At 40.2% G+C, this 23557-nt stretch carries 4 protein-coding genes; all 4 read right to left on the bottom strand.

All coding sequences use genetic code 11. The annotated features are described in order from the left end of the window. Nucleotides 1-63 precede the first annotated feature (63 nt). Nucleotides 64-4998, bottom strand: a complete 4935-nt coding sequence (locus ACQ33O_RS10415; RefSeq protein ID WP_430995519.1) for a gliding motility-associated C-terminal domain-containing protein — start codon at nucleotides 4996-4998, stop codon at nucleotides 64-66. Nucleotides 4999-5482: 484 nt separating this feature from the next. Beyond that, nucleotides 5483-5746, bottom strand: a complete 264-nt coding sequence (locus ACQ33O_RS10420) for a hypothetical protein (RefSeq protein WP_430995520.1) — start codon at nucleotides 5744-5746, stop codon at nucleotides 5483-5485. Between the two features lie 29 nt (nucleotides 5747-5775). Next, on the bottom strand, nucleotides 5776-16008 hold the full coding sequence (locus ACQ33O_RS10425) for a sugar-binding protein (RefSeq protein WP_430995521.1): 10233 nt from the start codon (nucleotides 16006-16008) through the stop codon (nucleotides 5776-5778). Between the two features lie 553 nt (nucleotides 16009-16561). After that, nucleotides 16562-23287 carry a sugar-binding protein gene (locus ACQ33O_RS10430; protein WP_430995522.1) on the bottom strand — a complete coding sequence of 2242 codons (6726 nt, stop codon included), beginning with the start codon at nucleotides 23285-23287 and terminating at the stop codon, nucleotides 16562-16564. Nucleotides 23288-23557: the final 270 nt, after the last annotated feature.

The raw sequence follows: 23557 nt of genomic DNA on the forward strand, positions 1-23557 counted from the left end.
AACAAAAAAAAACTCCATGAGCAACTTTATTACTACATGGAGTTCACATTAAAAATCAATTAATTATCTTATAACCGAAACTGAGCCGCTTAAAGGTGCTTTACCAGGCGCCAATTTGATGACATAAAAATAAGTACCAACCGGTACAGGTTTTCCTTTGATTGTTCCATCCCATGGGGCAGCCCCATAAGCACCGGCAGGAGTTTCAAAAAGGAATTGTCCATAACGATTGAATATACTAACGGTAGCTCCGGCATAGTCTCCGAGATATTTTATTGTCCATGTATCGTTGATACCGTCTCCATTTGGAGAAAATGCATTCGGTATTTCCACGGTTCTCAAAACGATCACTTCCAGATCATCGGTTGCGGAACAGCCTTCAGGTGAAGTAACTGTCATTCTGTAATTCATATCCTGTGTTGTGTTGATTACAGGATTCTGAACAGCAGCAGAGTTCAGGTTTGTTGCCGGCGACCATAAAATAGTAATATTATCCCCAGTTGCAATACCATTGATCTGAGTGGGTTTACCCTCATCTACTCTAAGGATAGGTCCACCTGCAAAAGCAGTAACATTATTAACGTTAACGGTTATACGCACTTTTTCACTTTCGCAAGAACCTATGGAGGATGTAACAAAATAAGTAGCTACCCCGCCTGTTGTAGTAACAGGGGTTGGTGCTACCGAAGTACCTGTTCCTGAAAAGTCGTACCAGGTAAGATTGGTTCCTGTTGCGGTTAATGGTACTGCATTATCATTCAAACAATATTTTACAGATGCATTGGTAGTCGGCGGATTCGGTGGCCCTGTTATTGTTAGTTGTGCTGTTGTGGTTGCAGCACATTGTCCGGCATTTGGCGTAAATGTATAAGTTGCCGTACCTACAGTAGCTGTGCTTACTGTAGGACTCCAGGTTCCAGAGATACCATTTGTAGAACTAGTTGGCAACACCGGTGGTGTTGATCCTTTACATACCGATGCAAAATTTGCAAATGTTGGTATTGTTGATGGCGAGCTAACGGTTACCTGTAACGTAGTTGATGAAGCACACTGTCCGGCTGTTGGCGTAAACGTATAGGTAGCTGTACCGACAACGGCTGTACTCACGGTAGCAGGATTCCATGTACCCGTAAACCCATTGGTAGAGGTAGTTGGCAGCGTAGGTGGCGCACCATTCACACATACAGCAGGAACTGCTGCAAATGTAGGTGTAGCTGGAGCATTAACTGTAAGTTGTATGGTAGCTGTAGCAGCACATTGTCCGGCATTTGGAGTAAATGTATATGTTGCTGTACCTGCAGTAGCTGTACTCACGGCAGGCGACCAAGTACCGGTAAAACCATTTGTTGATGTAGTTGGCAATATTGGTGCAGTTGCTCCCTGACAAACTGCTGTTAACGGTGCAAACGTAGGTGTAACAGGTGTTGTTATCGTTACCTGTACTGTAGTACTTGCAGTTGCACACTGACCTGCATCTGGTGTAAAAGTATATGTTGCCGTACCCGCTGTAGCAGTATTTATTGTAGCCGGCGACCAGCTTCCTGTAATATTATTGGTTGATATTGTTGGTAATGCAGGCGGTGTTGCTCCTACACATATCGGTGCAATCACAGCAAAAGCCGGGGTAATGGAAGATGCTACTGTTACTTGTAAACTTGTTGTAGTTGCACATTGTCCTGCATTTGGAGTAAAGGTATATGTTGTTGTACCTGCAGTAGCTGTACTAACCGTTGCAGGATTCCATGTACCGGCAATACCATTGGTAGAAGTTGCTGCAAGTGTTGGTGCAGAAGATCCGATACATACAGGAGCAATTGCAGCGAAAGCGGGTATCGTTGGTTCATCAACAGTTATTTGTAAAGTAGTTGTTGTGGCGCATTGTCCTGCTGCCGGCGTAAAGGTATAGGTGGTTGTTCCAACAGTTGCTGTGCTTACTACCGGCGACCAGGTACCTGTTATACCATTCGTAGAACTAGTTGGGAAAGTTGGTGCAGCAGCTCCTTTACACACATGAGGTATTGATGCAAATGCAGGAACTGTTGATGCTGCGGTAACAGTTATTTGCAAAGTAGTAGTTGTAGCACATTGCCCTGCTCCTGGTGTAAAGGTATAAGTTGTTGTTCCAACAGTTGCTGTGCTTACTGCCGGCGACCATGTACCTGTTATACCATTCGTAGAACTAGTAGGAAGTATTGGTGCCGTAGCACCCTGACAAACATTAGGGACAGCTGCAAAGACTGGTACCGTTGAAGGTGAACTAACGGTAATCTGTAACGTAGTTGTTGTAGCACACTGTCCGGTAGTTGGCGTAAAGGTATAAGTAGTTTGTCCAACTGTTGCTGTACTAACTGTTGCCGGGCTCCATGTGCCTGTTATACTATTGGTTGAAGTTGCAGGTAACGTCGGTGCTGTTGCTCCCTGGCAAACTGCTGGTATTGCATTGAATGCCGGAACCGTTGCAGCAGAAATCGTTATTTGTAGCGTTGCTGTTGTTGCACATTGTCCTGCATTTGGTGTAAAGGTATAGGTAGTGGTTCCAACGGTAGCTGTATTTACAGTCGCCGGGCTCCATGTTCCTGGTATACTATTCGTTGAAGTTGCAGGTAGCGATGGCGCAGCAGCTCCGGCACAAAGAGGTCCAATGGCATTAAACGTAGGTGTAACTGATGAGTTAACCGTTACCGTTACCCTTGAACTGGCTTCACAACCGGCTGCAGTTCTTACAAAAAAATAATAATCACCACCGTCACTAGCTGCTGCAGTTTTTGTATATATTTTTTTTGCAACATTATTACTATAAGCATATCCCGGCAGAACAGCTCCTACGGAAGGCCCTTTTCTCCACTCCCACTCATCACCTGTTCCTGCGTCGCCTGTCAGGGTCATGGTTGCTCCAGCACAGTAAGTAGTTGTTCCTGCAATTGGTGGTATTGTAAAATTCCCTCCCTTTGTTAATTTGAAAGAAGATGTCATTCCATCATTACCGCAATCCGCCGCTAAAGGATCAGCAGCATTTCCTGCACGAATCTGATCGGCAGACACTTTGGCCCTGTAATAAGTTGGAGTTGCGCTAGGTATTGCAGATAAAGTTCCAGTTGTTTCAGGCGTGCCGATCTTTGTCCATGGTCCGGTAGGCGAAGTTGAACTCATCCATTGGAAGTAAACAGTACCTGTTGTACTACCGGTAATGGCTAAAGGAAGATTATAAAATGTATTGACCTTTAAATCAACCGGCGAAGTACTACAAACCACCAGTGTATCATTTTTTGTTCCATCCTGATACAAGTTGATCCGTGGATTGCATTTCTTTACAACAATATCGTCAACCATCAAATCATTACCGCTTGCCCCTGATACAAGGTTCACTAGCTGTAATGTATAGGTAGGAGTACCAGTTGCAGGCGTGAGAAATGTAACCGTTGCCTGATACCATTTTGAATTTTCGGGAATAACGCCTGTAGTAACCGACTCAACTTTTGTAGCTCCGTTCATTACAGCAAATTCAATATTGGGCTTTACTTCCGAAGAAGCAGCTAAGGATGCATACCACACGGAGAATTCATATCTTGTTGCATTACAAAGTCCTGTAAGATCGAACTTATAGAATACCTGACCAACACCTCCTATTGCATTAATGAATAATGCCCCACTACCGGCAACGCCTGTATGATCTTTCACCTCCGGTCTATTCTGCCAAAAATTTCCTGCATACGAACTTTGCACAACTGCATACTGACCATCATTTAAACTATTACAGGTTGCTCCTGCATAAGCATAAGCTGCATCTATAAAATTCTCTACTCCTTTATTAGGAATATCTGCATATCCACCATGTCTTGATCCGTCAGGGGTAGGCCCGGTTGGGCAACTATAAGTAAGCCCATTAAAACTTTGCCGCTTTACCTCATCACTGGTTCCCCCTACACTACTACAACATAATTTAGATGTAAGTACAACTGTTTTTTCTGTCCATTGCCCCACTACCCTGTATGTTTCGGTGACACCTACACCTGTTGCCGAAACAATATTTAATGTATCGGAAGTTCTTCCGGTTAGCGGCGATCCGTTCTTATACCAGGTATAAGAAGCACCTTTTGCAGGACCAAGTCCTTGAGCAGTTAATGTCATATCCGTTCCTTCACAAACATTTGTTGAACCTCCCGAAACATTGATTGCTTCTTGTGAACAACCATATACCTTAATATAATCTATCCCTAAAACAACAGGATTAATATCGCTGCCTTTTCTGAAATAAAAACTGAATCCATTGGTTGCATTTCCTAATTGCATTTGTCCTGTAATGATCGCATAAGAACCGTTAGCAGAGATTTTCATTACGTTAGAATTCTGGTTGCCCCAAAAATCAATTCCCCCCGAACCGTTTGTACCTGTCCAGGCCCCACCACCTTGTCCATCATGGGCATTGTTCCCATTTCCTTCCCACACTGTATTGAGCTGACCGTTCCAGTTACACCAGCTGCCGCAGGCCCCCGGCATAGCCATACCAATTACATTCCACACTTTGATCTCGATATTATAAGTATTTCCCGGCACTAGACCATTGACAAAGAATTTACCGTACTCATCATTCTCTCCTTGTTTAGGATTGATAACGATCATTCCATCAGTAGGAATACTTGCATATTGCGGACTAAGTATATTCGGATTGGTTACAATGGCGTATTCTCTTTTTGTATTGTTTACACCTGCTCCTGATGGATTCAGGTTTACATTTGTAAAATTACCTGTTGGAAGATATTGGAATGCGCTTTGATCAATAGAAAACCCTGCAGTATCTGTCTGATTCACATTCCAACGTGTCGGAGCAACACCCCCTCCATTATAAGAAAAATCTATATTTACTACTTCCCTTTGATTACATGGCGTTTGTGCCGACACATTTTGACTGAAGATCAAAATGATGAAAAGATAGAGAGTTGTCTTCGAAAATGACGGAAATAATATTTTATCTAAGAATATTGAGCAGATTTTATTCATATGCAAATTGATCGTTATCATTTTAATTGAAGGACAAATAATAAAAAATATTTGCCCGAATTCTTTAAAAAAAAGCATCGTTAGTCCCGGCAATATGAGATGCTTATCTACATTAAGCTGCTGCTTTTCAAAACGAATAAACATCTTATAACTATCTTTTTAACAGCTCCACCCAAAACCCCTATAGCCAATAGAACTTTTTATAACAGACTTACCGAAACAAAAATACAAAGCAGGCAAAAAGAGCAATTTTATATAGAGAATATATAACAATTAATCTGATAAAAATTTAGACAGCAATCATAAAAACCTGATTACCAAATAAATGAAAACAAATTATAAAATTATATATTCAATCGATTTCCATTAAAATAAACCCTTACCTAATATATGTAACCAGTCAATCCATTACCTAAAACCTAAAAAATGCACCTCAAACGAGGTGCATTTTGTTGATCATGTAATCAATCAGATAATCAGTCTGTTAATTTTCATTCTGTAGTAGCACGGGTTGACGACGATACATTTTTTGTATAACTTTTACAGCTAAAAATGCACCTACAGCAATTAATAATAAACTCATTTTAGGATCCAACGGCACAGCCTGCGGTTCAGCATCGGGATTATCTCCCGGGTTTTGCCCAACTACAATTGCCGGCAATGTCATCAAAAACACAACTATGATTACCGGAAACACTTTTTTTATAAATTTCCCGGCTATTGATCTTAAATGAACTTTTATTCCCATAAATTTTATTATTTACAGATGATCGATTATTAATTAACCAATAATTTTTCTACTTGTCTGCTGCCATTTGGTCTAACAATTTCTAAATGATAGAGTCCTTTACTTAACAACGCAGGCACAGTAAATGTTTGAGTACCGCTACCTCCATTATGTTGTATCATCTCTTTCATCAACTCCTGACCAACGGTATTCAATAGACGAACTCCATATCTACCTTTAATTTCATTATTCAATTGAATACTGAATCTTCCATCAAGTATGAAGGTTGAATTCAACGTAATGCTTGGAGCTGACTGACCGTAAGTTACTTTAACAATGTAAGTGAATCTTACAGTACCTGAAATATCTATTGTTTTAATACGATAGTAATTTACTCCGGCAACCGGTGCAACATCCATAAAGCTGTACACTACCGAACCTCCATTGTTGGTTGTTGCAGGCACTATACCCACTTTAGTGAAGTTGATACCATTTGAAGAACGCTCTACTTCGTATTGTTTAACTCCGTTTTCAACCGGAACTTTCCAATCTACCTGCATTGCTGTATTTTTTTGCGTTGCATTCAAATTGGTGATCGTTACAGGAGTTGTACCTGCTGCTTTGAACACAATTCTGAACCTGTCTGCAAAAGTTGCAGTGTTGTTAGATACCGCATCAAAATCAACATAAGTGGTTGTGCTCAGATCAATTGCTTTGCTGGTTGATAAATATTTATCTTCCAAGAATGCTGTAAGACCTAAAGCATCCATTGATGTTGGAGCAAACGCTAAACGATATTTAGCAGTTTTTAAACCGGACAATTTATAAAAGATAGAATCTTTATCTGTAATAGCTTGTCTTCTTTCTATTGCTAACAATTTAGTGTTTCTCAACATACCAATGCTTTCGCCGAAGTTGCTTGTTTTAACAGCATCGTTTGCATCGATATCGCTATTGAAATTGCTGCTGTATGCTGCAGTTACACCATCAGCATAAACAGGATTGTTGTTTACAATTGGAGAAAGACTTGTTACAAATACACTTGTTCCTCCTTGTGGTCTGAATCCTGTACCGTTAACATTAGCACCATTCGACTTAGCGTCTTCACCAATACGAATTTGTGAAGCACCATTTGATTTTACGATGAACGCCATACCTGATTGTATCTTGGTATTAAATGCACCGTAACTACCAATTGGAGCACCGTTGCGGATACCGCCGTTGAAGTAAACAAACGAACCCAATTTATACAAACCTTCAATGGTTGGATCCCACAATTGAAGTGTATTATCTATACTACCTGATACTACTTCGATATTATCGAAATCAATTTCAGAGGCAAACGGATTACCTACTAAGTTAAATCCATCTACAAGATCGATGAACTGATCTCCTTGGAACAATGGACCGGTGGTTCTTAATTTAGCCGAAGAGTTGGTAACAATATCAGTTGCAGAAACACCTACGGTTCTATCCCCTCTGATATAGATCATCCAAGCTCTGTCGTTATTTAAAATTGGCAAACCAGTAGTAGCTGCAGTAGCTCCTGACCAAGCCGGTGTTGGTCCCGGTACATAGCTTAATAATGACCAGCTCGGTGTAGTTGCATCGTAGCCAGCTGCACCACTTGGGCTAGTTACCAAAGTACCGTAGCCATTATTATTCACTCCACTTTCCTGCCATGATTCATATACAGACTGTGTACTTTGTGTTTGCACAGCAAGCATTCTCCATCCTCTGTAAGCATTTTGTGCTGTGTATCTTTCTACAGTTACATCACCATTTATCTGACCTTCTGAAGGCGCTACTCTTGCAGTTCCATCTTCAGATGATGTTAATGTAAGTAAGCCGTTCGTATTCAGGTTAGCACCTGCATTAACTGTTACTGTACCAGCATTCACAATATTTAAAGTATGTCCAAGATCCACATCACTATTAATTGTGATTGCATGTAGCATATCTGCACCATCAGCAAAGTTTATCGGGCCACCTGAACCACTAAATACCAGTTCAGAAGTTGGTGAACCAACAAAAGTACCATCACCACTTAAGCTTCCTGTTATAGTTAAGGTATGACCATTTAAATCCAAACTAGCTCCTTCAGGAAGTACGAGATCTGTAATCTCAATATCTCCTGCAATTGGTGAAGTTGCACCAACTTCAACCGCCATTGCCACAGGATCTCCAGGCGTTGGTGCTATACCACACTGCCAGTTATCATCGGCATAAAAATCTGATGGATCAACACCTGTGCCAACCCATGTAAAGCCTGTGCAATCTGCTTCAAAAGTAGCAGTAATTGAATGGGCCGCAGTTACATTGGTAAATGTATAAGGGCTGCTGGTTCCTACAGAACTACCATCAACAATTATATCAAGAATATGATATCCTGCATCAGGCGTAATAGTGAAGGTTTTATTTGCTCCACAATTAACTGAACTTGACGACGGCGATATTGTACCATTCGCATTTTGTGTAACAGATATTGTAAATGTTTTAAGTGAGAATGTAGCTGCAATTGTATGAGCCGTTGTTACATTCGTAAATGTATACGTACCCGAAGTAACCGCAGCAGGATTATTTACACCGTCAATTAACACTGTTGCTCTTTGGTAACAAGAGTTAGCCGGCGTGATTGTAAATGCTTGGCTACTGTTGTAATTAACAAGAGTTGCACCATTTGGACTTATACTTCCATTAGCCCCAGCCGATGCTGTAATGGTTACTTGTGTAGCAGCTGTTGCTGTATTTGTTGCGCCTGTTAATAAATAATTACGAGTATCAACGTTCGCATTATCATAACCATATGCAATTACTGTATAACTGTATTGCGTACCCGCAGACAAACCTGTATTATCATTATAAGTAGTACCACTTGTAACAGTTGCAATATAAGTAGTATTTGCTGGAGATGTAAATCCTGTATGGTCACCACCATCAACTATGCCTGTTGTACCAGGAGCTGTTATACCTGATTGTCTTAAAATAACATATCCAACGGCATTTGTACCATCACCAAATGTTGCAGCATCCCAACTTAAATTGATCTGCGAACCTGATACAGGCGTAGCCGTTAGGTTAGCGGTATGAGCTGGCTCATTAGATAATGTTCTGAAAGAATTTTCTGCACTTATACCTGTTACATTAGTACTAATATTTGTTCTTGTTGCAAATGCTTTAAAGTAATAAAGCGTTTGAGGACTAAGACCCGAACGTGTATGACTAAAAGCAACATTTAATGTTGGAGTAATTCCGTTCAGTGTATTTTCTGTGGTAACACCAGATGCTGTACTATAAACAGTACCTGATCCATTGGTTGTTAATGTACCACCGTTTATAGTTGTTACTGTTCCACCTAGACTTGCAGAAGTAGTAGTTCTGTTTGTTGCTACAGGAGAACTGATTACAGGTGGTGTACAAACTGTAAGCGTTGCAGTACCAAAACCAGCCGGGTTTTGATAGTCATCGGCATTTGTTCCGTTCCATCCGGCCGTAGCTTCACGATCGCCGGTAGCATTTTGTTGATCATTTATATTAACATCAAAGCCAATCTGTCTGCCATTGGTAATTGCATTAACTCCTGTTCCCATTGAAGCAAATGGCAGTTTTATTGCTACATAATAGAAATTATTTGTTGCATCAGTTTTAACATAACTACCTCCCGCAGTTATTGCATTAATTCCATCAATAGAACCCACACCATCTGTAGTACGCCATACTATACGTGTTTGAGATTGAGTTGGGTTAGTTGTATAACCACAACAAGCAGTTTTTGTATTGTTAGGATCTACAAATATTTCCACACCATCCTGATGGTAAATCGCATTACCGACATTGCTTCTATTTGCATCTTTAACTTTTACTAAAACATACAAGTTGGTAGCATCAAACATTGCCTGCCATGTAGATCCGGTTTGAATTGTTCCACCAATTGTTGAAGAGATATTATTAGCAGGTGCTTTTGACCATTCCGAAAGAACAATATCTGTGCTTGTATTTGGTGCTGCAGGAGCATCAACTATAATTGCTGTACCGCTACATGCTGATCCTACACTAAATGCTGTAGTTACAGTTCCTGTTGCAGAATATGCAGAACTTCCTGTCGTATTAACTGCTTTCACTCTAAAGTAATAAGTAGTAAGCGGAGATAAAGTTGTAAATGCTGCAGATGCTGTGCTTGAGGATGATATACTTGTCTGCGATGCATTGATCGAACCGAAATTAATATCATCATCTACTTCTACAGTATAAGTAAATGATACAGGACCTTGCACAACTGCATGTGACCAGTTGGCAATAAAGCCAACACCCGTCAAAGATGTTGCACCACCAATTGTTGGTGCATTTGGTAAAGTAGTGAATGTAAGATCTAAACCATCATTTGAACCCTCACCGCTGGTTGCATTTACCATAAAGTGATATAGCGTATTCGCTGTTAATCCAGAAATAGGTCTGGTAACTGATTGAGCAGTGCTTCCAGTTAAAGGAGATTCTACAGCAGCTTGAGCATTACCATAACTAATGGTAGTGCCCCAATTGAAAGTAACCGTAGTAGAAAACCCTTTTGCATTTACTGTTCCATTCAATGTTGCAGTTGAATTAGTGACAGCTGTTGCAGCTGTTGTTATAGCTGTTGGAACAGAACTATAAGGAGCAACAACAATACCTGAACTGGTAAAAGAATTATTGCCGCAAGCACCTTCATTTATAGCATAATTACTATTAACTGTAACAGTCAATGTTTTACTTCCTTCAGAATCATAAAGTGGCGTAAACGAAAATGGCACATCTATCGCTGTTGCAGTATTAGCAGCTATACCACCTGTATAGTTATAGAAGAAATATTGTCCGTTATAAGCCAATCTTATTCTGATGTTTGTTGAATTAGATATAGCAGCATTTCCATTATTTTTTAATTGAATAGTACCTGTAACAGCATTACCCAGTACAAATTCAGGACCTACCGTAACACCAGTTACGTTAAGATCAGGATAAATGGCTGCCGGAATATTTTGAATGTCAAAAAGGAAATGGGCAGTAGTCGCATTTTGCTCACGTGCATAAATTATATTCGTACCACAATTTGTAGCGCCGTTACTCCAAAAATAGTGAGTGCTATTATTATTAGGCGTTTGCCAGCCAGCGCTGTATCTAGCTCCTATTCTATACTGGGTTCCTGACAAATTTATTAGTTGAAATTCCCTTAATCCATCTGAAGTACTCGTTGTAAATGATGGGGCATTATTATTTGCGCCATCACCATAGTAACAGTCATTTGCCATCGTCATATACCTGTTAGTAGCTAAGTTTTTATATCGTTTATTCCCATTGCTTCCGTCCTCAACTATCCAACGAGCACTATTAAGAACTGCACTTCCGGAATCCCATCTTGGACGAGAGGAGTTATCATCCCATAGATATTTACTTCTACCAACCGAATAAATCGTGGAATATGCAGCAACATCAGAGTAAGGGGTACAATTTGCACCGGCATCTGTATCTGTTGTGTATTGGTAATTTGTTAGTGCGGAACCATTAGCAGACCATGCTGAAGTACCTCCTGCATTTATGGCCTTTACTCTGAAATAGTAAGTAGTGTGCGGAGCTAAACCACTTATAGGCGTACTTGTTCCGGTAACACCCGTAACTGTTGTGGTTATCGAACTAAAATCACTATTATCATCTACTTCTACCGTGTAAGAAGTAATTGTTCCGGTGCCGCCAGGTGCAGTCCAATTGGCAGTAAAGCCGGTTTCTGTTGGAGCGTTACCGACCCCCACTACAGGTGCACTTGATACTGTTGTGAAATTAAGTGACGGTGTACCTGAAATCGGGCTACCCGGATTACCATTATTGCTTTTAAGCAAGAAAGTATATACAGTATTCGGAGTTAATCCTGTTAGATCAAGTGCAACACTCGTATTACTTCCCCCTGTTGCAGTTGGATTAGTTGTAGGTGTAGCTCCTGTTACAACACCCCAATCAAATGTATTGGTTGCAGTTGGACCATTGTTAGCATTTACTGTACCATTTATTGTTGCAGTTGTAGTTGTTATGTTTGTTGCCGCAGTTGTTGTTACTGTTGGCAGAATAATAATTGTTTGTACGCCACCTGCGGTTGTAGTACCGGAATAAGAAGGTGTCGGAGTAAATGTAAGATCACCGGTAGTGATTGCAGATACAGCTACTGTGTGATTTGATACTGCACCCGGTTTAATTTTGGCAGTTATCCAGAAATAACCTGTATTACCTGCAGTAATAAGTGGAGGTACAGACAAACTACTAAAGCTATGTGGACCTGCTGCCAAAGAAGTTGTAATTGTTTTCAACAAATTTGTGGTTGCAAAAGTATTGGAAGTTGTATAGTACAATTGGAAGTTTTCAATATCCGTACCATCTGCATCACCGGTTGTTGTAAAGTTAACAGCTGTCAAAGTTGCATTAGTAACGGTAACGCCTGTTTGAAATTTGAATAGAACATTGTTATCACTATTCGTTCCGAGATTACCATCAACTACCTGAGTTCCGTTGTTTGCTAAGGCAACAACCGGTGCCGGTGTCTCTGCAAAAAGGAAAGTCCAAGGAGATACGGTTCCTATATCCGTTGTAGTACCCGTTAAAGCTGTTGCTGAAGGTCCGGCACTTGTGTAGGTACCGGCGGCTGATGTACTTTTTGCGATCAGAGTGCTACCGCTTCCTGAAGGACGGGTAATTGTTACTGTGCTTCCGGTAGTTCCTAAGCCTGCTGAAGAAGATACAGACCAGTATTCTGTTGTACTAAGATTAGCAACACCTGAACCTGCTGTACCTCCTGCATTACCTGTAAAAGCTTCAACAGTCACAATATTGCTTGCAGTTGTATTCGTTGAACTTAATGTTAAAGGAAGATATGTAGATCCTTTACCAATTGGGAACGCATATGAGTTTGTACCTGAAGCAAGTACTGATTTGTAAACAGGTCCGCTGATCATATTTGTAGATGAACCAGTACCGCTGATAGCATTAGTAGCTGTATTGGTTATGTTCAACCTATTAGTAGTTGATGTTGTCAATACACCGCTTGTTAATGTAAGCGTGCCAGGAACATTAATAGATGTTGCAAGTGTTACACCAGTACTATTATTTACTGTTACATTATTAAAAGTTATAGATGACGCTGTTCCACCAATAGTTTGGGCTGATGTACCTAAAAAAGCTACAGTACCACTATTATGTGTAAAGGTAGAACCATTATCAACTGTAAAGTTGCCGGTTGTATTCAATGTTTTGCCAGAGCTTGGCATTATTAATCTACCGCTCGATGTAACGTAAATACCACCACATCTGAACGGAGAAGTTATTCCACTAAGATCTGCATAACCATTAATGCCTGCATCGCCTAAAGTAAGTGTTCCATTAAGTGCCAATGTAGCTGCAAAACTTGAATTTGAAGTTGATCTGCTTAAGAAAACTACATTATTAGGATAGCCTGGCGTTGTTCCAATACCCGAAGAAACGCCGCCTAACCAATAGTTTTTCCCTCCACCAAAGGTTTGATCGGTATAGTAAATATATAAAGTAGAGTTCGGACCATAAATCGGCGCATTAGTTCCCCAGTTCATATTATTATCCTGAATTACTAAGGTTCCTTTTATCAAAACAGTACCAGCATTTGTAACTGTTGCTGTACTATTACCATTACCAACACTTGTACCAATAGTTACATTGTAAAACCTTAACAAATTACCGACATTGACGGTTATATTAAAAGAACCGCTTCCATAATTACCGGTAGTCATAGTACCACCATCAGCATCGGTAAAACCGTTATCGCTAGAAGCAAAGTTACTGGTAGCTCCACCCACAGCAGAAATTGACGCCGCACTTGTTGGTCCTAACTGCCATGTATTACCAATACCAACTCTGAAGATACCGCTTGTTAAAGTCAGTGTTCCTCCGTTTGCTATTACCATACCTGATCTAGCTAATGTTACTGTATTTGTTGTTGTAGTTGTATTTATGGTGAGTTTATAAAATGTTGTTGCCAATACTCCACCTATTATAGTATTATCTTTAAATGTTACTATATCATTGGCAACTGTTCCTGAATTATTAAATGTTCCACTATTATATAACCAACTACCATTCGCTGATATAGTTATACCTGCAGAATTTAAGGTAAATGTACCACCGGAAATGATCAAACTACCTACTGTTGAGTTATTAGAAATTGTTAGTGTATTAGAGTTAACCCTTACTGTACCAGATACGGTCCAACCTGCAGTTGTTGTCATGGCAGATTGAACTATAAAAATATCCGTAGCCGTTGTAAAGTCTGTAGGATGTGCGCCACTTCCTGCAGGATTTGCCCACCATTTGTTTACATCTGTAGGCGTGCCACCTGCCGGATCTGAATAGAAATATCTTACTGTTCCTGTACCCGGAATAATTTCACCGGAAGACAACTGAGTTGTTGATCCGCTATATCCCGTAAAACTTGTTGCTGTTAACTGAGCGCCACTTGCACCACTGCCTGTAGTACCCACCCAAAGCTGGCCGCCCAAAGTGCTGGTACTTCCTCCAGTTCCATTCCAACCTGTAACAGTAAGGTTACCCGTCCACGTTATTGCATTACTTGCAGCAAATTTAAATGTATGAATTCCCGATCCTACATTAATTGTCGAATTAGCCGTAACCGTTAATGTCCCAAATTGAGCACTAAACCCGGCACCCACACCTGAACTGAGCGTACCCCCACTCAATGTTACATTATTGCTGGTATTATTGATCGCATTAGCTACTCCCATTTGTAATACACCGGCGCTAACGGTTGTAAGACCAGTATACGTATTTGCAAAGCCATATGTCCATGTACCTGTTCCATTTTTTGTAACAGTACCAGTTGTTGTACCAATAGCCGCAGTATTAAATAAACCGCTACCTGTTCCGGTTAATACCAGTCCAAATGTATTACCTACTACACCACCACTTAAAGTCATTAAACCTGTACCGGAGGCATCAATTGTACCACCACTTGCAGATAAAGAAATTTGTCTTGTTGTTGAATGTCCTGTACCGGTATATTTAAGAACCCCCGTTGCTCCAATGGATATAGCAGGCGTAGTAGTTCCATTTCCCAAGGAACTTGCGGATCCGCCATTTGCAAGTGTATTGGCAATCAAAGTACCTGCACTAATAATAGTTTGACCAGTATAGGTATTTGCTCCTAATAAAGACCAAGTACCCACTCCTGTTTTTGTTAACGTACTACTTGTTCCTATAATGCCACTAATTACACCTTCCCCTGTACCAGTCAATACCATAGAAGCTGTTCCTGACGTATTTGCAGTAAAAGTTATAGGACCGGTACCAGACGCATCAATGATACAGCCAGTATTTACTGCTATTGCACGTGAGGTAATGCATGTTGGTCCTGTATATTTGAAAGTAAAACCTGCACCAACAGTAAGCGTGCTTGTGCCTTGCAAATTAGCCATAGACAAGGTACCGCCACTTACGTTTATATTACCAAGAATTTGATTTGTACCATTTAATGTAAGTGTACCTGAACCATTTTTTGTAAGAACGATACTACCAGTAGCCAAAATATTTCCCGAAAACGTACTGGTTCCATTACTAATACCACCAATAGTAAACGTAGGTGAATTGGTAGAACTGATCAAACCCGACCCATTTAAACCATCGCACACAAGTCCTTGTTGAAGGCTTAAAGTTTGCCCTGCATCTATTGTAATCATACCATTTGCCTGCATATTGTTATTAGGCGCAGCATATGATGTTGACACCTGTACATTCGCCGGAACAGCCTGACCTGAAGTATTAGTTTGCCAAATGGTTGTTGAAGGTGTAACACCGTTTAATTTTAATGTAGATCCAGAACTGTACGTAAATCCGTTGTTCATGGTACAACCAGCTTTAGCTTCAAACACCCCGCCACTCGATACAACAGAAGATGCACTACCATTATTGGTAATAGCCGCCGACGCAGTAAATGTACCCGATACTAGAATATTTTGAAATGTTGCCGCTACATTTACAGTAAGCTGGGCACCTGCATTAATTGTAGTATTTACCGTTCTCGCAGTAATTGAACTACTAATAGTAACCGGCGAACCTGAAGCAATGGTAACTGTTTCGTTACCTGCAGGTACGCCTGATGGAGACCAGGTTGCAGCATTATTCCAATCACCCCCACCACCGGTGGAAGTTTTTTGTGCAACGACTGTTATTGTAAATAACAAACTAAAAGTCAATAACAAAGCAGTCATTGATAACTTCCTCATTTGTCTAATGGGGGTAAAAAATTTCATAATCGTTAAATTAAAAATTGAAGAAAAGCAAGCTGAAATAACATTTTGAGCTGGACTAGAGCATAATCCAACCAGTAACCTGAAAGGCGAAGCATTATTCATATTCGGCATTTATAGCAGTTAAATCGTTAAAATTTTGGCGTTGTTTTAATAAGGCAAAAAGCAAAATGATCAGAAATGCGAATTATACAACTCATTAATGATCACATCATTTATGTGCCGAAAGTTTCATGGACCTGGTTCTAAATCGTTAAATCTTCACGTAGGATAGTAAGGATAAATCTCTGGGTGCAAGCGAAATTGTGTAATAACGCAATCGATTGCACAAAATACCAATAATGACATCTTATTGAAAAAAAATATTTAAGAAATATAGAAAATATATCTAAAATATCCTTTTATGCATTATAATACACATTGACAATCAATAATTTAAATACACATTATAAAATATATGATATATTGTATCTTTTACACAATACGCTCAATTACAATTAAAAAATATTTAGAGTCGTAGATATCTCAATCAATTCTCAAGTATCAATTGTAAGTTATATTTCACTGACCCTTTAATTTCGAGCTGATAAACCCCACTTGCCAAAGACCTATTCAATTGCAATACCTTGTTTCCGGAATTACCACCTTGATGAACAATTCGATCTGTCATAACTTCCTGTCCGATGCTATTAATAAGCCGAATCTCATAAACGCCTTTTGGTACGTGGTTCATTTGAATATTTACTCTATGATCTACCACCGGGTTTGGTGTTACAATAAAACCCGAAACCATTTTACCAATCATTACACTAACGATCTGACTATATAATTTTTCGCCATTTGTTCCGATACTGATGATACGGTAATAGTTCAATCCAACGTTTGCATTATTATCTAACCATGTATAATTAAGGTGTTGTTGTGCTGATACATTTGTTAAAGTTGTAAAATGGATGCCATCACCAGATCTTTCAATGGCATATTGTTTTACATTGATCTCTTCTGCAACCTCCCATTGTACATTCACAGCCCCTGCAGATTCAGCTGCTTTAATATTCACAAATCTTACAGGTAAAGGGCCTCCTTGCGGCTGTATTTTGAACACGACTTTAAAACGATCTGTTGCTAAACTTGCGTCTTCGTTATTTGTAGAGAAATTATGGCGAGTCAACCCTTCAGTACTTATAGGATAAGTCAGATGTAGGTAATTATCTTCCAGATAGGCTGATAACTGAGGTGCAAATCTTTTTCCAACGAACTGTAATTGATATTGATAATTATAATCCAGTTTATTCATCTGCAAGTAGATGGTATCTTCTGTTGTGATCGTTGCTCTTCTTTCAATAGCAAGAACACTGTCGTTACGCAACAAACTGATCTTTTCTTTAGTTGCAAATGTTTGCAGTTTAGGAGCATCTTGATCGTCGACTTCGTTATGATAATTATCCGAGTACGTTGTTGCTACCCCATCAGCCAGTATTGGGTTTCCGGCATCATCTACATAAGCCAGGTTAGTGTACATTTCTGACACAACAGCCGGAGGAGCTGTTGGTCTGCTTGCCAACCCAACAGTAGTACTTGTAGTTAGCTTATCTGTTTCATGAAAAACTATATTGCCGGCAGATACGGGGTTGATCATAAAAGCACCACCTGACTCTATTCTTGCAGTGTCGCTATAACTACTCATGCCCGGTGCACTGCTGATAGGATAAGGTACAATTGTAAAAACATTTGATCCGTTGCTGCTACAACTCACCCACCCCCCTACATTTTTACTGCCGAGCAATTTCGGGTCCCATAAATAATAAGTAATTCCTGTTGTATTGCCGAAAGTTGCTGCACCGATATAATTTACATTTCGCAAACTGATTGCAGATGCATACGGGTTACTGATCACTTGTTTACCTGTAGAAACACCAACTGTAACCGTTCCTGTATTCACCCTACCTTTGATTCGAAGATTAACCCCACCCGTGGTATTGATATAAGGGCTGCTAACAACAATACTTCTATCCCCTCTCACAAAAAGCATATATGCATTATGGTTAGTGATAGGTATGGTTGTTGCCGTTGGCGCCGACCATAGCCCTGCGGTAAGTTTATAAATAGATGGGCTAGATGTGCTTCCTGCATCAAAACCAATTCCATTATTCACACTACCTATGCCATTAGTAATGTGTGTTCCGTAACCCGGATATGGATTATAAATACTTGTAGCGGTTGTAGCATTGGATGGCGTACTGGTCACTGTCGCATCTTCCTGCCAAGCTGCTTTAATGGTTGGTGCATTATCTGTACTGATCGGCACTCCCATTAAACGCCATCTTCTGCCCGAGTAAGGAGTTTGCATTGGCAGATATCTTTCTACACTAAATTGTCCTCCATTGGAATATGAGAATCCACTTCCTACAATTCCAATACGTGCTGTAGCAGTAGCGGAAGAAACGAGTGTTATTGTTGCGTTATTAATATTAACGGTGCCTGCCGTAGGTGTTAAAGCACCGGTTATTGAAAAACTCCTATCGAATGTTACGCCTAAACCGGATGTATTATTTACATTCAGGTTATTCATTGCCGTTATTGTACCAGTTGAACCAGGGAAACTCTGAGCAACGGTTGTGCTCTTCAAACCAAAATCACCATTATTGATCAATGAGCCTGTACTCGTATATGTTCCATAAATATCAAAAGATGCACCGGTGTTAATGGTGATAGAAGCGTTACCAATGATAGAAATATTTCTGCAAACGGCAGCAACTCCACTAGTCAATATCGGATAGTTTCCAGTTGTACCATAATCCGGCACAACAACATTGTCACTTGTGGTAGGAACAGCTCCGCTACACCAGTTCAAAACATCTGTCCAATTTGTATTTACCCCTAACCAGGTTCCGGAAGTGCTAAGTGAAATTGTTTGCACAGGAGGTATAGATGTGGTTAGATAATGACGTGTTGAGTCATTTGATCCATTCCAGGTAAACGGTACTAACAGGTAAGTATATGAAGTTCCTGCTGTAAGTGATGTGTTTGTATAAGTAACAGTACTGCCACTTGTAATTGTTGTTACCAATGTAGTTCCGACCGGAAGCGACAAGCTACCTGGTGCTGTTGCATTTACAATTCCTGTTGTTGTTGGCGTAGAGCCTTGTCTGCGTAACAAAATATAACCGGTTGCCGAAGCCCCGGTACCGGGGAAGGTAGCAGCATTCCAGTTCAAAGTAACGGAAGTACAAGTTGAAGCAGTTGTTGTAAATGCAGGCTGCACAGTGGGAGGATTCGATAATGTCCAGAATGCTCCTTCAGTACTAATGCCTGTACCCGATCCATTCATTGCATATCCAACGTAATAATAACGAGTTTGTGGTAAAAGTCCTGAGACTGTATGGCTGAAAGGGGTACCTTGAACAGCCGTTCCACTGATGCTACTTGCATTTTGTGATGTTACGCCGGAACTTGTATTCATAGCAGTACCATGTCCTGAAGCAACGAGTGTACCATTTGCTGCATATACATTAGCACCCAGCACTGCAGAATTTTCGGTAATGCTTGTTGCAGTAGGTAAATTAAGATTTGGGACTTGGCAGGTACTTAAACTGGCTGTACCAAATAGGCTTGGATTATTCCATGCATTGGTGTTTGTGGTATACCAACCAGATTGAGATGTACGAGTGCTTCCATTATCATTATCGTTCACTTCAACATCCAGCCCCATTGTTGCCGGTACAGTTCCACCGTTTAATTGAGCCCACGGAAGTGCAACTTCTATTGTATATGAAGTACCGGCAACAGCCGTTTGTTTCCAGTTAATTTTAGGAATCAATGCTGCAAATGCCGCCCCTCCCTGATTACCGACACCATCACTTGAACCATAAACATTATTAGGATCATTATAATTCAAGCGAATTTGAAAATCATTTGATCCATCATAAGTACCACCTTTACTATTATTTGCATCGATATATAATTCTATCCCATCTCTGTCAAAATTTGTAGAACCGGTACTCTGCAAACTTGCATCGGTTACCTGCAAAAGGAAATACAGGGTATCTGAAGTGTACATAGCTTTCCAGGTCATAGTACCATTTGTATTATGAGAGCCTACAACATCTTTAGTAATCGAATTTGTATAAGCATTTGCCCATACTGCGTCTACAGATCCATCCACCACTGGATTTAGCCCGGTGATTGGAATTAACGCCGGAGTACCCGAAGCTCCATTTCCGCTTGAACAATTTGGACCAATAGTAAATGTTGTAGAAACAGCTGCACTGGTACTTGACCAAGCAGATGAGCCTGAAGCATTCACCGCTTTTACTCTGTAGTAGTATGTGGTAACGGAAGGTAGTCCTGTAAAGGCATGTGATAAGGTAGATGAATTAATACCTGTTTGAGTTGTGACTCCTGTAGTAAATGTTATATCTGTAGAAATTTCTACGGTGTAAGTAAACGTTTCTGAACCTTGAGTTGCGGGAGCAGTCCAGTTTGCAGTAAAACCGGAACTGGATGTTGCATTACCCGATCCAACAACAGGTGGATTAGGATGTGTTGTAAAAGTAAGATTACTACCGTTTACGGTTACACTAGAACCATACACCCCCTTTACCCTGAAATTATATAATGTATTAGGTATTAACCCGCTGCCAATATTACCAGATACACTCGTGCTGGTTGCATTAGAAAGCGAAGACGGAGATGATGTTACACTTGTTCCATAACTCGTTGTAGTTCCATATTCAAAAGAAATAGCAGTAGATTGATTGTTAGCGTTAACAGTTCCGTTTAATAATGCAGATGCTGTACCAATTGATGTGGCAGCAACTGTTGTAACTATTGGTGGTGTAGAACCAAGTACAAAAAACCATGGTGAAGGGCCTGTGCCAATACCCGTTGAGCCACTCACTCCATATGTTCCGCCTGTTCCACCTATGCTCACATAAGTTCCTCCCTGTGTGGCGCTCTTTGCCAATATTGAATAAGGCGAAATAGCATCTGTTCTGCTTACTGATATTGAAGAAGCCGCTGTATTAAAATTAGCAGTTGTTGTCAATTGCCAGTATTCAGCAGTACTTATTGCTGAAACAGTTGTATTATCTGCATTACCACCTGTTGATCCAGTAAAGGCTTCTACAGTTAAGGTATTAACCGGTGTATTTGGCGTAATGGCAAAAGGTAAATATTTAGTTCCTTTACCTATCGGAAAAGTATAAGTGGATGTAGTTGAAGGTAGATCCCATTTAACCGGACCATTGATATAATTTGTGCTTGATCCCGTTCCTGTTAAACCACCTGTTGCAGTATTTGTAATATAGAGAATATTAGTTCCTGATGTCTCTACAATTCCGGAAGATAAATTGAAAACGTTAGAGCTTCCTATTGTTACAGGCTTATCCAATCTTACATAAGTTCCGTTACTAACCGTAACATTATTAAACGAAGTTTCGGGTCCGGCTGTAGAAAGATTAATTGTTTGAGGTGAGCCTGAAGTTCCAGAGCCTCCAAATGTTACCGTACCTGAACCATAGTTTACATAAGTGCCTATTGAAGCTCCGGTTCTTAACCAATTGCCTTTTACTAAAATATTTGTGCCGACTAATTTCGATCCATTTTCAATTGTTACCCCGCCACAAGTAAAAGGCGTAGCTTGGGTAATATCAACATTACCGGTTACAGAACTGCTACCAATGGTTAAAGTACCGTTGATGCTCCAGGCTCCGCTTGCTAGATAAACTCCGCAATCATTTGTTGCCGGGTTACCTGCCGCAGTACCTACGTTCATGATAATAACATTATTGGGATAGCCGGGAGTTACACCAATTGTTCCGGGAGCCATTTGAACCCACTCAAGTCCGGGTGTATAAGTTGCATTTGCTCTGTTCATCGACAATGTTGAAGCAGCTCCCCAAATAGGAGAATTAGTAGTGAACATTGTCGTGTTATTGATGCAGGTAAAAGTTCCGTTGATAATACTACCTGAAGCGGCAAGATCAACACTCATGTCTCCATCAGATCCATCTGTAGCAAGATTGTAAAAAGTAACCGGTGCAGTTTTAACCAAATAAGTTGCGCCTCCTGTTTCAAAAAGTCTAACAGTACCCCCATCAGATCCATTGGTACCGGTAGACGCAATATTACCGTTAGCACTACCCGCAATAGACGACCCGGCACTCATGTTAACCGTATTGGCTGAACCAATTTGAAAACGACCTGATGTTAAAAGCAATTCATTCGTAATCGTTATAAGCGATTTCGACAGAGTAACTACATCCGTATTTGTTGTTGTGTTGATATTAAGCTTATAAAAAGTAACAGTTCCTGCACTTGCTGCTATACTACCTCCTGTTCCAAAAGTAACAGTAGAGTTATTGTGTGTGAATGTTGCATCGTTTGTAAAAGTGCCTTTTACTGTAAAATTATGCGGTGTACCTGCTGCCCCAGGCCTGAAAGTTCCACTAGCAATTGTAAGATTTGTAAACGTTGTAGATCCTGTTCCAAAAACTCCATTTGAGTTTGCACCTGTTACATTGAACGTAGCTGTTACACCAGCCGCTGCTTGAAATGTTCCGTTATTAATAAATGGATTTATTGACCCCGTTGCATTGGTTATCGTAAAACTCGTATTTGCCGTAGTTGTACCGCTACTGATTTGTACTCTGGCAAATGTTGGAGAAAGGGTACCATTTATGGATGATGTCCCCGTAAAAAAAAGAGTTCTAGTCGATGCCATTGTAAGGGTGCCCGAATTATATGTAAAAGCTCCGCCATTTACAGTAAGATTACCATTGTTAATATTCAAAGTCCCCCCATCAATTAGCACACTTCCAACACTACTAGCAAAATTCACTACCAACGAGCCACTTGTAATAGAAGCAGCAGTAGCGCTACTCGCTACCGTACCAAAAGTTAAAGTACCGCCGGAAACAGTAAGATTCGTAATTGTAACACCTGTGGTAGCAGTAAGAGTTCCTCCACTATTCATCTGTAAATTATATACCGTCCACCCTCCGGCTGCCATCGTCATTGCTCCCCTGATGATGAATGTATGTGTAGATAAAGCAAAGTCCCCTGCAATTGGTGCCGTCCCGGTTCCATCAGAATTAACTCCCCAATTGGTTAAAGTTTGTACCTGACCTGTAGCTTTAGAATAGAAAATTGTAGCATAACCCTGCCCTGCCACAAAAATTGCCAATATATTCAAAAGCAAGATTTTTATAGCACCGGTTTTTTTCCCCATTTTTAACGCTTCGCTAATGATCATTTTAAATTATTGTTGCAATTGTTTAAAATGATAAAGTTGTGTTTAGTCTTTTGGGATCAAGAAAAAAACAGTTGTTTTTCAGTGTAGAGATAGCAATCATTTGGCAATGTTTTTTAATCGTAATAAACCTGTTTCCAGCACAGAACTCGTCAAAGTAAAAATACCAAGCTAATTTTCCTGCGACAAATTATATTAGAAGCATATAGAAAAATGTAACCAGTTGGGCAGTAATAGAAATATTATATATTGATAATCAATAAATTAAATAGA

Origin of the sequence: Ferruginibacter sp. SUN002 (assembly GCF_050611725.1) — a bacterium.
In the GTDB taxonomy this organism is placed as follows: domain Bacteria; phylum Bacteroidota; class Bacteroidia; order Chitinophagales; family Chitinophagaceae; genus Ferruginibacter.